The 15935-nt window shown below is 43.0% G+C and carries 10 protein-coding genes and 1 pseudogene; 3 read left to right on the top strand and 8 right to left on the bottom strand.

The features are described 5' to 3' along the window. Positions 1 to 555 precede the first annotated feature (555 nt). From FB479_RS03805 to FB479_RS03785, 6 genes and pseudogenes are all read right to left on the bottom strand, one after another. On the bottom strand, positions 556 to 1587 hold the full coding sequence (locus FB479_RS03805; RefSeq protein WP_142062527.1) for a Cfr family 23S rRNA (adenine(2503)-C(8))-methyltransferase: 1032 nt from the start codon (positions 1585 to 1587) through the stop codon (positions 556 to 558). Positions 1588 to 3540: 1953 nt separating this feature from the next. After that, a complete protein-coding gene (locus FB479_RS03800) occupies positions 3541 to 5382 on the bottom strand; it encodes an ABC transporter ATP-binding protein (protein ID WP_142062524.1) in 1842 nt (613 codons plus the stop codon). A 19-nt stretch (positions 5383 to 5401) separates the two neighbouring features. Continuing rightward, positions 5402 to 6706 (bottom strand): lanthionine synthetase C family protein, encoded by a 1305-nt coding sequence (locus tag FB479_RS03795; protein ID WP_142062521.1) that lies wholly within the window; start codon positions 6704 to 6706, stop codon positions 5402 to 5404. Beyond that, positions 6696 to 9911: a lantibiotic dehydratase gene (locus tag FB479_RS03790; RefSeq protein ID WP_142062518.1), complete on the bottom strand. Its 3216-nt coding sequence runs from the start codon at positions 9909 to 9911 to the stop codon at positions 6696 to 6698. The genes FB479_RS03795 and FB479_RS03790 overlap by 11 nt, the downstream gene beginning before the upstream one ends. A gap of 148 nt (positions 9912 to 10059) precedes the next feature. Then, complete coding sequence (locus tag FB479_RS31215) at positions 10060 to 10221, bottom strand: FDLD family class I lanthipeptide (protein WP_221629573.1); 162 nt, start codon at positions 10219 to 10221, stop codon at positions 10060 to 10062. Between the two features lie 719 nt (positions 10222 to 10940). Next, positions 10941 to 11374: pseudogene (locus FB479_RS03785) on the bottom strand (IS110 family transposase); the annotation flags it as partial. 890 nt (positions 11375 to 12264) lie between these two features. On the opposite strand from FB479_RS03785, the gene FB479_RS03780 reads away from it, so the two are divergent. Beyond that, complete coding sequence (locus FB479_RS03780; RefSeq protein ID WP_142062512.1) at positions 12265 to 12666, top strand: hypothetical protein; 402 nt, start codon at positions 12265 to 12267, stop codon at positions 12664 to 12666. 795 nt (positions 12667 to 13461) lie between these two features. On the opposite strand, the gene FB479_RS03775 is transcribed toward FB479_RS03780, so the two are convergent. Continuing rightward, complete coding sequence (locus tag FB479_RS03775) at positions 13462 to 14409, bottom strand: ABC transporter substrate-binding protein (RefSeq protein WP_142062509.1); 948 nt, start codon at positions 14407 to 14409, stop codon at positions 13462 to 13464. A 369-nt stretch (positions 14410 to 14778) separates the two neighbouring features. Between FB479_RS03775 and FB479_RS03770 the strand changes: the two genes are divergently transcribed. Further along, positions 14779 to 15417: a flavin reductase family protein gene (locus tag FB479_RS03770; protein WP_142062506.1), complete on the top strand. Its 639-nt coding sequence runs from the start codon at positions 14779 to 14781 to the stop codon at positions 15415 to 15417. Positions 15418 to 15457: 40 nt separating this feature from the next. Here FB479_RS03770 and FB479_RS31210 read toward each other — a convergent pair whose 3' ends face one another. Next, a complete protein-coding gene (locus FB479_RS31210) occupies positions 15458 to 15592 on the bottom strand; it encodes a hypothetical protein (protein ID WP_370511671.1) in 135 nt (44 codons plus the stop codon). A 121-nt stretch (positions 15593 to 15713) separates the two neighbouring features. On the opposite strand from FB479_RS31210, the gene FB479_RS30835 reads away from it, so the two are divergent. Beyond that, on the top strand, positions 15714 to 15845 hold the full coding sequence (locus FB479_RS30835; RefSeq protein WP_255438263.1) for a hypothetical protein: 132 nt from the start codon (positions 15714 to 15716) through the stop codon (positions 15843 to 15845). The last annotated feature ends 90 nt before the right edge of the window (positions 15846 to 15935 follow it).

The following is a 15935-nucleotide window of genomic DNA, read 5'->3' as shown; positions in this document are numbered from 1 at the left end:
GCAAAACGTAATTAGGGATTATTTAGCAATTTTGGACCTTGAATCTTTGCAAACATCTCAAAACCTAGTATCTCTAGATACCAAGTGGGGCTGCTGGGATCACAAAGATTGCTCGAATACACGTCACTACGTACAAATTCACCAGCGTTGCAAGAGAATAGATGGTACCAGCGACTATTAAGATGTATACCGAGAAGGCTGCCTCTAAGTAGATAATTCTACAAACGGGGCAGCCCTAGATATCATTTATTTACTTCTGTTTACTTGCTCGATTGAATTCCAGCCTACAGGAGGGAGTCGCCCTTTTGAAAACCAGATGCATCCATTCCTAATCCAATTATCTCTCCATTTTTTGTAGAACGACTCTTTATCAGGTACATCATCGTCATCATAACCATAGTGAAATCCACAACACGGGCATATTTCGTCTGAAGCTATTCCCCTTCCATTGTATGGAGTTCAAATGAAGGAGCTCTCTATTAGTTTAATGGGTATATTGGGGTCTGTTGCAGACCCGCTGCGTCCGGCGTAATAAATTTTAATTTTCGGCATCGATTATTCAGAGCGGTATAGCTGGCCGCATGCCGCGTTAATGTCCGATCCGAATTGAGTTCGGACCGTGATGCTTATACCCTTTGACTTCAAGATCCGAACAAACGATTTAATCTGAGTAGGATCGGATTGCCGATAGCTGTCTGGCGTAACTTCGGTAGAATTGAATGGAATCAGGTTAACGTGGTAGAGATGTTCCCAAGGTCCCCTTCCCCTTAGCAATTCGGCAACTGCTTCCGCGTGCGCCGTCGAGTCGTTTACTCCACGAAGAAGAATATATGCAATATATACCTTTCTCCCTGTTTGCCGGATGTGACGATCCAATGCCATCAGTACGTCGCGGACTGGGAATCGGTCGTTGATCGGCATCAGTTCACTGCGCTGATCGTCGAATGGCGAATGCAGCGAGAAGGTTAGATTGACCTGGGGAAACTCCCGAGTCAGCTTGTCGATCCCCGGCAACAGGCCGATAGTGGAAATCGTAATTCGTCGATGTCCTAAACCAAAGAGATACGGGTCGGTCAATATCGTCATTGCATCAAAAATATGCGGGTTGGCAAGCGCCTCCCCCATGCCCATGAATGAGATGCTGTCCAAAGTGTGGCCGTTCAAGCGAAAGTACAGCAATTGGTCGGTAATTTCGTCGGCGGTCAGATTTCGTTTCAGGCCAATGGTACCGGTAGCACAAAACTTGCACCCGAATCCGCAGCCGCACTGTGTGGAAATACAATACGATTTCCACCCCCGCTCATAAGTAAGTCGTACGGCCTCCACGCGTTCGTCACCCGGAATAGCAAACAGCACCTTGCTAACCTGTTTCGATGTGAATTCCTTTACCGGAACGATACTGCAAACGTTTGGACCAAGTATCCGGTTCAACTCGTCACGCAAAAATTTGGGTAGTATGGTCATCCGTCCGTATTCGCCGATATTTTGCTTGAAAATTGCGTCCATAATCTGAGCATACCGATACTCGGGCTGCTTGAAGTCGGACAATATTCGCCGAATCGTTTCATATTTCGAGGTTAGTTTCATGTCTTCTCCTTACCGCCGGAGAAACCGTAAAAAGCAACCGTCAATTGGCGCTATGACACGTCATGTCAATAATCAACTATACAGAAAAAGCGCACACGTTTGCAGACAGATTACTACGTGCACCTGTCGATAGATTGGTAAACCTCCGGCAACCGATTTGTTTTTTTGTGAACCGCTTCACACAATAGGAACCGGTTCACATAATCATCTACAACCTCAATCTCCATCACTTTCATCCTCCTAGAAATGGTTTATCTCTTGCAGTTCCACAATCCTTGTCCCGCTTTGCTTCCAAAAATTCGCTGTCATGCTTCAACCTCAACTATCGGTTGTTTGTGATACGCCATCTGAGATATTTTCAGTCTTTCCGAGTTCGACAACCTCCTTTGTCAGAATAAAAAAAGAGCTACAAGAAAGTTACCTTTCTTGTAGCTCAAAAAATACGGCACATCCAACCCATTGCAGGGTATAAAAAGGATATATTTTCTGAGTGAAAAGAATAAGGTAACTATCTTGCCAATAAAGAATAAAAGAAATTCTGCTTTATTCTTTAAAAAGGTGGCAAGAATTATTACATTATCCTCTTCAACTCCAATCGTTAAGTGTCAGCACGATTTTAACATACCAGTTTTTACATTACAACATCCTATAAATCTAACTGCCCATTTGATTTTTAATAAAATTCAAACGCGTAGCCGTTTACTTAATAGGTGTGATGATCCATGACCGACCGCCGCCAGCGGATCTGTCTACCCTACCTGGGCAAGTAAAATGTCAACGCGGAATGGGAGTGTGAATTAACTGCTTTCCCTTTGAGCTTTCGGAGCTTGAAAGCAGCATGGTCTGGACTTCTCCCGTTCCGTTACAGCTTTGCAAAGATAATAAAGTTTTAGCATGATTAATAAAGTATTAGACTGGTAACCATGTTAAGCTAACAGGCAGCATTCCTGTAATGAAACAATGACGTATGAGCATAAAAAAGGTGTCTTGGTATCATAAGTGTTGTCCTGAGCTGGCTAGCAAAAAGGACCGAACACAAAGACCAGGAGGCTGCTGTGCGAGCCAAGTTAAGCACTATTGGATAGAATAGTGCCCGAAATGAAAAGCACAATATATGTGCCTTTTACTATTAGTCCAATGTATCATGACCTACAGAGACAAAAAGGCGCGTACTCACCCGAATTAACCGATAAACACGCGCCTCTTATTTAAATTTGTCATGCGAAATGATCTTCATATTCTCTGGATCCCCTTCTATGTCTTTGACTACGCGAACAGCGAATACACCGTAAATCATGCCTCAGTTGGCTTAATATCGACCCTCGCAGCGATTCCTTCTATAAACATCATTGACATTGCCCCGACAGTTGTTTCATATAAATTCCGTACAAATGGCGTCTTCTCTTCTGTAGAAAGGCATGTCCACTCTCCGGTTTCTCACGAGTATGCGATCCCAAACATCGTTGTTGCCTCAGCTTCCGATTAGTTTAGGATCGATTTTATATGAAATAAATTTTTGAGTTCTGCAAATGAAGGACCGAAATCATACGAGAAGATTCCCGAGGCTTTCTTCGGTTAGTCCCGGCTTTTCTACAGAAAACCCCCTTGATGCTTCCGCTTTTGCGTTGGGGTGTAATACTGTAACTTTATTCAAGCTGGTTACAGGTGAGATGTTTCCTGTAAGAATGACAAACATGGCAAATATAGAAAGTATCTGCACTATAATATACATTCCTTTTTTATTCAGAAATAACAAAAGAAAGGATTTTTGAGCGAATTGAGCTTGGAAAAAATCGGTCTTACTTCAATGTCCTAGACGTTTCTTTGTTGTGGTCTTTTCCCTAAGTTTACTAAAAAGGACAACAAGGTTTCCCAAAAAATGAAGTAGCTAAGTATTGGAAAAGGTAGGAGAAGAATGCAGACGAGAGAATGAATCCCTCGTTATAGTGTTTGTTAACTTTGCGCGACAAAGGGTGAAGCTTGCAGATTATACATGCGGGCATACTTTTGTTGTAAACGGATCAATTCGGTATGGGTGCCAAACTCAACGATTCTCCCCTGATCCAACACCATGATATTATCAGCATACTGAGCAGATGAGTAACGGTGAGAGATAAAGATTCCCATTCGCTCCTTGGTCAACAGGTTTAATGCATCAAATACTTCTTTTTCTGCCAAAGGGTCCAGCGAAGCACTTGGCTCGTCGAGAATATAGAGGTCTGCATTTCGGAGGAAAGCTCTAGCAATGGCAATGCGCTGCCACTGTCCACCTGACAACTGAAGACCTTCCGTGAACCATTTTCCCAATTGGGTATCCAATTCTTTAGGAAGACCCTCTGTCAAGCTTCGCATACCTGATTTTTCAAGAGCGTCGTATAGGATGTCATCATGGTGAAGAAGAGAAAGATCACCGAACCCGACATTGTTACGAATGGACATCTCATACTGCATAAAATCTTGAAAAACAACCCCGATTTTTGTTCGAATCTGATCTAAATCAAACACGTTCAAGTCGGTTCCGTTTATCAGTATCTGTCCTTCATAATCTTTGTACAACAAGGTTAGCAGCTTGACTAATGTTGTTTTGCCGGAACCATTCTCCCCTACAATTGCTAGCGACTCTCCTTTTTTTATTTTGAAAGAGAGATTTTGAAGAACCGGTCGTTCTGTTTCCGGATACGTAAATGAAACGTTGACGAACTCGATACTTTCGAAAACAAACGGGTCGTTCTCTTGGGGAGCAGGTATGTCCACTTTTTGTTGCTTAACAGGATCAGACGAATCTCTATCCAAAAAAACAAACAACTGTTCCACAAACATGTTGTGCTGAGACAGTCCAATTAGGGAATGCATCAACGACTGCGACGTAGTTTGGGTTAACGTGATCCCCTGAATATAACTAACCAAATTCCCTAACAGGATCTCTTTCAGAAAAGCAGCTTTTATGGCAATAAAGCTCATCAAACCAATCATCGCAATCGTTAAACTTTCGAAAACCAGTGCGGTCTTCAAACGAGATTTGGCGATCTTTTTGTCTTCATAAAAAAATTGTTTGATCAAATCGCGGAAATGTGTAATCAGATAGGAGCCAAGTTTATAAATTTGCACTTCCTTGAAAGCACGATCGTGGGTTAATAAATAACTGATGTACCAACCTTTTCTCTCCCGTTCAGCCCTGCTCCAACGGATATAGAACTCTTGTTGACTTAACCGAAAATAGGAATAGAAGGATATAAGCGGAAACAACACCAGAATGAACACAACCCACCATTTCCAAAAGACCAGGAACAGCGAAGTAGATACCAGGGAAATCACACCGGATACAATACTTAGTAGCAGTACGAAAATCTGATATGGTCGGTACGTGGTCTCTTGTTGCGCACGTTTAAGCTGATCCTGCACCTCTGCATTTTCAAAATCAGCTAATCCTAGCGTGCTTGCTTTGTCCAGAACCATTTCACGGAGGCGATTGGAGAGCAGGGACTGAAACAATCCTTCGACATAATTCTGAATGAGTGTAACAAGCTGTTTCACTAAAATGAAAGAGAGGAAGAAAAGGAAACTGATTACCACAGTATCCCCTTCTTGGCTTACTCCTCTGGAAACAGCGTTAACAATCTCCTGGGTAACATACAGCATACCAACAGGAAACAGTCCTTGGAGAATATTCAGAATCAGAATCGTTATAAAATAACCTTTTTGTACAGTCCAGAAAAGGCGAAAAATTTTCGGCCAGTTTCGAAAAGACTGGATAACAGTCTTTAGACTAAACACATCCTCTGTTGTTGCGTACATGTGTTTTCCCCTAACTCAGCTATTTCAGCAAAAAAATGCAGTCCCATTCGGGTTCATCCAAACTCAGACAGCTGAGCAAGACAAGCGCTACTCCTGCTGCTCCGACCAACAATCCTGGAACATCTTGGGATTGTCCTTGCTCGATGTCTTGAAATCCATAAGCATTGTTTTCGTTGTAGCTGTTCAAAATTTTGTTTACCAGTTTTTCACGGTAAGCTTCAAAAACATCAGAGTCCGTGTCCATCATCATTCTTTGGAGCATCCAAAGCGTCCCTGCATCGCCGTGACAAAACGTAGGGGACGCGAGCTCTACTGATCGCTGGACAAGTGAGAGATAAACTTCTTGCGCCAAAGACTTGATCACGATATCGCCCAATGCTTCGCCAGCCAGCCACAACACTCGTGCTATGCTTGGTTCCCCGTAGCACCATGATGCATTGTAAGCAAAATTGTTCTGCACCTGTCCACAAGTTTCTTCTTCAAAGCTGATTCGCTCTGGCCAAATGGGCCCGTGCTCGTCTTCGGCCTTCCACTTGCCATAATAGGAACATAACTTGCGAATGGCTTCTCGCTGTCCCGCTACCTTTACTCCCTCCAGCAAAGCAAGAGAAAGCAAGGCAAACGGACCGGCAATACCGTGAGAAATCCCTAGATTAAAGTTGCCATGTGGGTATCGTTTTTGTTCATGTTCCAAAAACTGATTCTCGCTTTTGATATGCCAGCCTGGAACATTCCTACCATTAACTTGGATATCTTTGGTTAATTGTACGGTATATGCTAACACCTTGTTAAGATTTTCTTTACATTTAGGGTGCTCTTTAAATGAAAGAAGATATCGACCGATACCAGCTAATCCTTCAATCACATCGTAATCAGGCATGAATAGACTGCTCCCGATTCGTCCTCGAGCTTGATTGATGAACTCATCAATCGCAGGCTGCATGAGAATATGCAGTTTTTCGATGAAGTTTTGATATCTGCCTCGATTACGGGCAAGTATGGAGGCGACTACGGGTGCTCCGGATAAACCACTCCATAGGGAAAGCGATTGAAACGTATTCGCGTTAATCGCGGTTTGTACATATACCAAATAGTTGTGTGCGACGACATCCCATTGCTCCTCAGGGTATAGTCGATCCAATTCCGCATAAAAGAGGACGATGCCCAATGCACCTGAGGCTAGGGATTCTGTCCCAGAGATAGGTTCGCCCAGTACCGTATGAGGAGATTGAAGCTTACGGGCTACCTGCTTTACCACGTACTCTATGTTTTTGATCAGCTTATCGTTTTTAATCGGTTGCCAGTTCTTCGTATTAGAAAGCATGTACAGCCTCCTTCGTACGACTTTCCTCTTGCAGCAGGAAATATCGCAAGTTGTGCAGAGTATGGCGGGCCAAGGTCATCACTTTCTTTTCGCGTTCACGCTCGACCCCAAGCAGCCTATTTATATGCAGATGGATGATGCTGCCTATGATCTGATCCTGTGAATTATACAGCTCCGATTGTGCTTTCAGTGAACGCATGACCCTAGAAAAGCTTTTGATCGCCGCTGATCTTATCTGCAAAGCATGATGGAGCATGAGGCCGTCTTCCAACCCTTTTAATTCTTGCCAATCGTTCGTATAGCGTCCTGCCTTCAGGTAGAACACTCTGTCTGTGCGGAAATCGTCGAGGTACGCTTTATACTGGATCATCCTGTTCAGGAAGTGTAGCTTTTCGTCGATTGAATGCAAGAATTGATGCAAAAGGTCGATGATGCTGATTACAGCAACCTTTTCCAATGGCATATTCATCTGCTTTGTACGATGCTGTTGTAGCAAATGGGCCACAACCATACTGTCAACTGCAAATATTTCCTCCGCCAGAGAAATCAATTGAGGTCCTCCATATCGTTCAATTTCAGGATCATACGTATCGATCGTTGTTTTAGAGAGGTAACCCTGTTTTTGCATGTCAGACGTCCATTGATACATTTCTGAGAAAATGGATTGCAGTCCTTTGGTGGATGCTGCTTGAAAGCGCAGACGGATATGCGGTTTCGGATCGGCGTACCTCATGAAGAAGATCTTTTGACAAACACCTTGAGTACGCATCCCTTTGCATAAAGACTGAAGCGGAAAGGCGATGAATTCATCCATTCTGGTTTCATCACAGTAAAGCTTGTAGAATAACCAATCACTTCCTGGCATTTTCAATCGTTCTTGGTCGGAAATAAGCGCGCGATTCGATTGCACGCCGTTTTCCACAGAACCCGTTTCGGTTGCAGTCGCTTCAATCGGAGTATTTTTTACAAGCGGGAAGACACACTCCATATGAAAGGCACCGTCTTTCCCTTCAACTACACAGTCCTTCAGCTCAGCGCCTACTTCTGTCAGAACGAGTGTCTGACCGGAATTCAGCATTTGAAGCTCCCGAATCAACTCAACGAGATGTCTTTCATTTTTCAGATCGAGTAGCATCTTGTTGTCATAATCGGTGATATACACGAAATCGGGAACCTGATATTGGCCTATCCAGTTTTGTACGGCTTCCATCCAGCGTTCTTTTCCATCCTTTTTGGAAACAGATAACAGCTCCTGATCCACATTCCAGGTAGCTGGTGACAGTATAATCTTTCCATAACGCAGACGAGGCAGAACAGGACCATGACGAAAGCTACCCCAGCTGAATGGCATCCAATTTCGCTGCTTTCCCATCCCCAATTCGGACAGAAAACGGTATACGTTAGGAACTGAGCCTGTGTAATTAAGCATATGGCCCGTTACAGGGATGACTTCCTTATTCAACGATCGTGATTTCAAATAGAAGGAATGCGATGTAGCCCTTACAACCAGATCTGACAAGGGAATGCTCTTCGAGTGATACGAAGGGGTGCCGATCAAAATCTCGTATTCCCGCTTGCTTTTCGAAAGAACGACATTGGCAGCCCTTCCGTGTCGTGGAAAGTAAACAACTTCAGCAAATATACTGTCGGGGTACGCCTGCTGATGTTCCTGATTGATCTGCTCAAGATTTTCTTCGATAGACTCTCCGAGTATGTCAGCGAATCGTCCAAATGATTTTCCGGCTAACGTTGATCCTGTATTCCCACCAATATGTATGGTGTAATCCCCGTTGTCCATGGCTTGTGTCGAAGTGGCAAATAGCGACGCATACAATTCCATCGAAAGCGGGACATGTTCCCATTTGGGTGATACCGGCTCTAGCTTCTCGATCAGCTCATCTGTTAGCTCTATTTCCCTGCTTCCTGTCAAAAGCGAGTGGGACAACAACTGTAAAAGAGCCTTCTCATTTATTTTGTCACGGCTAGACGGGAGATAGTTTCTTTTGCTAATTGGATTTTCGTAGGTGGCAGGAGCTCCTAAACCTCGGTTTTCATCCAGCAATTCGAGTAAGGGGACTTCTCTCTCAAATCCGTACCGTTCAATAAAAGAGTCCCGATACTCCGTCAAATGAGGCCATCCAACGTGATTGGGCGATAGTCTCCACAGCAGTTCTGCTGCTTTGCTCAGATCCTTGGCAATAGATTTCGGCAGCGTCACCTGCTCAGTTGACAACGATAAATCTACTTGTAACTGCGATGATGAAGATTCTACCGATTTCATTTTGAAGAGCGTAGAAAGGAAATGCGTTTCTCCCTGGCCGATCTCCAGCTGGTCATAGGCGATGATGTCCTGCCTGATCGTCAGCAGCTGCTGGTACAATTCATCAATACCGTCAACACGTTTCAATACAGCAAGCAGTTGATCAAACGGCGACGTATGAGTAAGGCGCGGCCGAAGGCTTGTAAGCAGAAACTCATTTTTGACCAACTGAAACAAGAAGGATTCGATTCTGCGGTCTTCCGTATCCGGGTATGATTCTTTAATAATCTGCAATAATTCCATAAACGGGACCGGCTCTGTTGCCTTGTTAAAAACAAGCGCGATCAAATCATTCATCGCAATTGACACATTTTCTATTTGATAGCCATCGTGCTTTTGACCGTACCGCGTAATATACGGCAGTGAAACCCGATTACCCACTATCTCATACATCGTGTTTGTCTGGACGTGAAGCTGCTTGACCACATCCAGATTTTCTTCCAGAGATTGAACGATTTTCAGGAGCCATTCCATATCAGGGCGGCTCCGTTTTTTATGCTGCTCCATTTTGTTTACGATGAGATTGGTGTTTGTATCAAAATACCCACAGGCTACTCCGGAAAAAAGCCCAAATGGCGTCGCTCGCGTACTCATTCTGATGACATATCGTAAACAGCTCCTCGCAACCTGCTCAAGCTGCTCACGGTCGGCCTTCTCCCGTTTGTTTAAAGATTCAATCAACGAAGGGCTGGCAACGGCAATGCACTCTCGAATGATGTCTTGTTTTCTCGGATCAAGCTTGTCCAGTTTCCAATCCGATTGACATAACTCTAGAAACATATCTATAGGCAACAATGGCGTTCGAAGCATGAAAAAATCCATCGTGCGAAAGAGGGATCGGGATTCTTTCTTTGCGTGTTTTTTCACGTTTGGTTGACATTCCACTCTAGATCCCTCCTATTGAAAATGGGGAAAGGATAGTAAACGTAGGTGAAAGAAAACGCCTTGCACCAAGCATTTACTATCCAGATGGCAGGGTCTGACTGTCCCAAGTAGCTTTGTGCTCCACATTGGTTTTTAGTGCGTTGCTATCCTATTTCTCGTCCGAGCACGTATTGTAGGTACATCCGCAAGTGTTATACGTGATGCAATTTATTAAGGTAAAAGGAAGAGGGAGTGTCCAAGAGTTTGGTGTAACACCAGTAGAGCTTACTGCGTTTACTTGAACATCCAAATCAAACATGTCGTTTTTCATAACCGGTTCCCCCAATTTTTTGCTAGTTGTAATGAGTGAAAGAGCTGCCAATGTGGAGCACAAGGAACAATGGGATAAAAAGTTAATCATCCCAATTATTACGAAAAATTAAAACATAGAGAGTCGATAAAATTCAACTTATTCTTTTCTACATATTTCTACATTTTTTCAAAAAAAAAAAAAAATAATTGGCTTGTTTATCGATTCAACCCAAGAAGAATTGGCAACATGTGTGACTCAACTCCCAATCTAGATACCTCCTTTTGTAAAACAGAAAGGATAGTAAATGTAGGAATGAAACGTCTTGCCCAACGCATGTTATATTCGTATGACAGGGTCTAGCTGACCTAAGAAGCTTGTGCTCCACATTGGTTATTAATGCGTTTATCAGGCGTTTCGGATAAGTCGGGGGGAACCATAGCATAGTAACAGAAGCGTTATTAATTAAAACTAGCTAACATCTTGTCAGTATTTATCTCTAAATTTCTTAAGAGCCGATGATATACTAAAGATGCATATGCCAAATATCCTTCCAGAAACTTAGTGGAAGGCTTTTCTTTTATTGATCTTTTTTGGGATTCAAGCTAAATCAAGGAAAGGCTGTTTTTTTCTTAAAACGGCATATATCCAATTAAGAAGTTTGTTTACACAGGCTATTACTGCCACTCTGTACGGTTTTCCTTCTTCGCGTTTCTTATCGTAGAATTCCTTAACATATCCGTCAGGGATTCAAACTGCCTCGTGAGATGACGAAGATTCAAGAAATGTACGCCTCTCTGTTTATAAGCCTCAAACTCCTCCTTGTAATACAGCTCGCAGAGCTGATAGGCATCTACTTCATCAGTCTTAACCTTTCTCAAAGAAGAAGATTTTTTCGCTTGGTTTGAGATCAACGGATTCACTACAATGAAGATAATAGAGTGTTCCTCCAGAAACTGAACAGCAGCAGCCTGATAATGCCCAGTAGACTCTAAGATGACAGTGGGTGAATGACCTGTTAGTTTAGTGACATCGTTAATCAAGTTTAAAAGGTAATGAAGCCCTTCTTGGGTATGAAGGAATGCGACACTCTTACGTGAGGCTGACCTTTATCTAAAAACAATTGCCCTTGACTTTGCCCTTTTGATACATCCAGACCAATGACTGGATTCATAGATCTCTCCCTCTCCAAAGAATTATTGCCGGCACCCTCTAATCACTGCTTGCAGTTCCACAGCATCGCTAGTGATGCGAGATCTTCTTTTGTCCCAACCAGCCTAAACATGGTTTCTACAAGTAGGGGGTGAACAGCTTTAGCGACGGGATGAGATTTCCCACGGGTTCGACCGTTCTCCCCCGGCTACCGTAATGGTAAGCCCCCTAAAATGAAAGAAGTCAACCAGGAAAAACTGGCTGACCTCATAATACGACGGGTTCGTTAGTTGAACAACAGCATCGGCAGTCTAAGACTTTATTATCAAGGTCTTAAATCACCACTTTTTCATTTATTGGAACAGTCTAAAGCTTATTTCGAAAGGCTGCTGTATTATCAATCGAAGAGAGTTGTAAGATCAACGATTCCAGTCTAAAACATTATTATCATCAGACAACAGCAAACGCATGCTGCTCCCATATGCACCCCTCTGTTTACAATCCTACACATTTCACAGGGTTGTATATCTTTCAACTCATTATGTGCATCAAAATGAACAATCCCCTCTGTTCATTCTATACAAGCCGATTCTTTTACTGACTTAGCTTTTAATAACTCTGCATTATAGATGGATTCTTCTTGTCGCCCGTTAACAGACATAAGAGAATCGCCGCCCCTTTCGATATAGGGATTAGCTTCTTCAATGCCTTCTGGAGAGGAAGTCCTACTACAAAAACCCATGCCATTTTCCATGACAGCCAAACGTGATCGGGAATTGTGGTCATGAGATATGAACAGCATGTCTCTTTTTTTGTGTAAACATTTACCAATTAATCCATTTTAAGTATATGATAGTCTTTAGTTCGTATATTTAAATTTGATAAAAATTGATACAAAGGAGTGTACCAAGTATGAAAAAACAGCTTCTCTCTATTTCGATGCTCGCTTTACTCCTCTCTGGCGGACCTGCCTATGCTTCCGCTTCTACCAATGCTCAAGTACAAGGTGAACCAAAAATATCCATGGAGCAGCAAAAACAAGAACAACAATTCACCAAATATTACTACCTTACACCTGGTCAGTTAAGTCCAAAAGAAGCAATTTATCTAAAGAAAGGGCAGGAGCTTCGTATCAGTCCAAGAGGAAGCTTTGCTAATTACACCGTCTATCATGCTGAAAATAAACAGATTTGGAGCGGTACGACAGGAGTCATTATTAAGGCTGATGCGGACGGGTATCGCTACGTACAATTTCAAGCCCCCTATTCCTATCAGGATCAAAATGTTATCGTAGCTACTTTTACGATTCAATAAAACATGAATAGCTTTTAGCCCGTCTTGTTTGTAAAGACGGGCTTTATACGTATTTGCATCGCTCTTTCTTTTATTTCAATGTCAGCCTAATACCGTATTGTTCGTCAACCACTTCTCGTTGTCCATTCCTCCTGTGAAAAGTCGAATAGCCAGCTTGCATCCCACCTTGGTGACGTTCCTAAATACTGATCTACATACATTTTCGAGAAATAAGTACATTTGGCCAATCAAAACGATAATGGAGTTCGTACACTATCTAAGATCGTCATCAGGAGGGAATATCACTTGAAAAAGAAAAAATCAAAGTCTAAGCGCTTCAAGAAAGTAAATGGTCAATTGGTTGAATTTCTTCCTAGCTATCAAGAATGTGTGAACGAATGTAGACGTGTAAGTCCGCCTCAGGAAGATTGTGAAACGTTATGTCTCCCGTACCTAGACCCAAGAAGAGTACGATTGGATGTAGAGTGTTACGAACGTTGCCGTCGCTGGAGATCTCACGGGATTTGTGATCACATTTGTCAGGTGCCCTATTAAGCAGTAAGGCAGCTAAATATTCCGCCAACCGAGCAGGCATTGTTTTTCCTACCCTTAACGTTCGCGTTTACGCCGTGTTTCGTGGGTGCAGCCAAGATGACCTTTATTTTTTAAATGCACCCACGAAAGAAAAATTCCCTCGCACCAACAGGCACAAGGGGTTTCGCTTATTAGTAAGCAGTCAAACATAGCATACACTTTATCAAGTCCACGATAGGAAACAACTTTCGAATAGCTCCATTTTTAGTGTCTATCGCATGGTTATTGCTTTTTCAGCAACATGCTTCCAATCTCCTCTAAGAGCATTTCCTTTCCAATTGGGCCAAAGGCTTTGGTGTTGAATGTTTCATTGGTTACTTCATAGAGATGGCCTTGTTGAACTGCCTTGTTGCTTTTCCATACTGGGCTCTTTTTCAGTTCTGCGTAAACATCATCCGCTTTTCCGCCGAAATTGACGAGGAACATATGGTCTGGCTGAAACTTTGTCAGTCCTTCCAGCTCGATCATTTCCATTGTTTTATCGGCAGGTGTTCCGGTATCTGGCTTCAAACCGAGATCAGAGAACAGGATATCTGCATATCCATAGTTGCCGTACACGCGGAACAATTTTGGCGTTACGGCCAGGAACATGAAGGTCTGGTCGCCGTACGCTTGCTTGAGTTGCTCGCGCATCCCTTTCGTCTTCTCGTCGTAGCCAGCCAACCATTTGTTCACGTCCTCTTCTTGTCCGAGCAGGCGACCGATTTCTTTAAACTTATCACGCCACTTGTCCATATCTGTCTCCAGAACGACAGTCGGCGCAATTTTGGACAGCTGCTCGTACATCTTTTGCTGGCGGTTATTCATAATAATCAGATCTGGCTTTGTTTCTACAACAGCTTCCAGATTGATGGAGTCATCCCACATCCATCCAACCGGTTTTACATCGGTCAGCTTATTCGCTACGTGGGACATGATTTTTGTCTTGTATGTATTGGCCGTAGCAACAGGCTTGTGTCCCAAAATTAAAAGCTCCTCCGCTGCTCCCGAGACGTCTGCAATTCGCTTTGGTTCCGCCGGGATCGTCACTTCCCCCATTAGATGCTTGACTACGCGTGTCTCAGACTTCTTGGGTGCTTCCGAAGCTGTTTGGCTGCTTCCGCAACCCGCCGATACGAGAGTGACTAATGCAACCAAGCAGGTCAGTACGATTCGTGTTCCTTTTTTCATGCGCTCATTTCTCCTTGTCACGTGATGTTTGGTGTGAAGTAACGTTTGATAATGATTATCATTATAAGTGACAGAGTAGATAATTACATATTTGAGCTCTCATGTCAATGATTTTTATATTTTTTGTGTATATAAAGAAAAGAGCTGGTCCCATTGTCTTTCGACTTTAGGACAGCCCCTCTTTCTTTTTCTTTTTCTTGTTCCGTCCCCTTTCTGATGACTCCCTCCCCTTCTCACACGTAATGTTGTGTAAAGTTCAATCGAAATGAAACAGCAAAATAACGAAAAGAATAGTGATTATAATTTGATATAGGTCTCTTATCTGAGACGATGGGAAACTTTTCTTTTCATAGTGGAGGGAGCGCGATTATGCATAAGGTAGTTGAGCCAAAAATTCTTTATTTTGGGACGCCAGTTGTACTCATCAGCACATTAAATGAGGACAATTCTGTCAACCTTGCCCCTATGTCTTCTGCATGGTGGCTTAATCAATCATGCATGCTTGGAATGAGTAGCTCATCTCAAACTGTTACCAATTTGTTGCGTGAGGGCGAATGTGTTTTAAATCTTCCTTCGTCTGATCTTGCCCATGCGGTGGATCGTCTGGCTCTACTGACTGGGCGAAATCCTGTCCCGGAGCGCAAAGCTAATGTGGGATACCGATTTGAACCGGATAAATTCGGAACGGCTAGGCTCACCCCACAAGATTCGGACCTGATTCGGCCTCCACGCGTTGCGGAGTGCCCGGTTCAATTAGAGGCCGTGGTAGAACAGGTCCATGATTTTGAACGGCCCAGCACTTTAAAAGCTATTGAAGTAAAGATTATACGCGTTCATGTTGATGAACAAGTCCTAATGACTGGCGAGAAGAACTACATCGATCCCGAGAAGTGGAGCCCACTGATTATGAACTTCTGTGAATTTTTTGGCCTTAGCCACAAGCTGCACCCGTCAAGATTAGCCCCAGTTTTTAGTCCCTCTCCAAGTTCCGTTAGCAAATCGAATTAAACAAGGGGTGCTATGAGCGCCCTTTTCTTTTCGATTGTTTTTACAAGAAGGACAGTATTCGAAAAAAACAGTAGAACTTCATGAAAGAAACTTGTCTGGCTCCAATCATTCCTGCCACTTCTCTGCTATCTACCAGAAGTTGTCCATTTTGATTTATGACAGTGAGATTCTTCATGCTTCTACCCCTCCTAGATACACACGAAATATTTTGTTAAATATCGCGATTTCTTTACTTTCATGCTATTATTCACAAAGGTACAAGTTACCTAATGATTACCAATTAAGGTGGTATAAAAATGGATGTATTAGTCTTTGGGATTGTGGTAATGATCTCAATTGTGAATTTGTATTATCTGCTGAAGCAAACCAATCAACATTTACAGAGAATCGAAGACCTGCTTACCAAGTTAATCGATAAGAAGGATTAACATAGTTCATCACAATTTCTCTTATGTTAAATGTCGATTCCCTTTGCCATAAGATAAACCTGGGAAGTAAGCTTCACGGAGACACCCTTT

This window comes from Brevibacillus sp. AG162 (assembly GCF_006715575.1).
Taxonomy (GTDB): domain Bacteria; phylum Bacillota; class Bacilli; order Brevibacillales; family Brevibacillaceae; genus Brevibacillus; species Brevibacillus brevis.
This window is presented reverse-complemented; position numbering and strand designations above follow the sequence as displayed.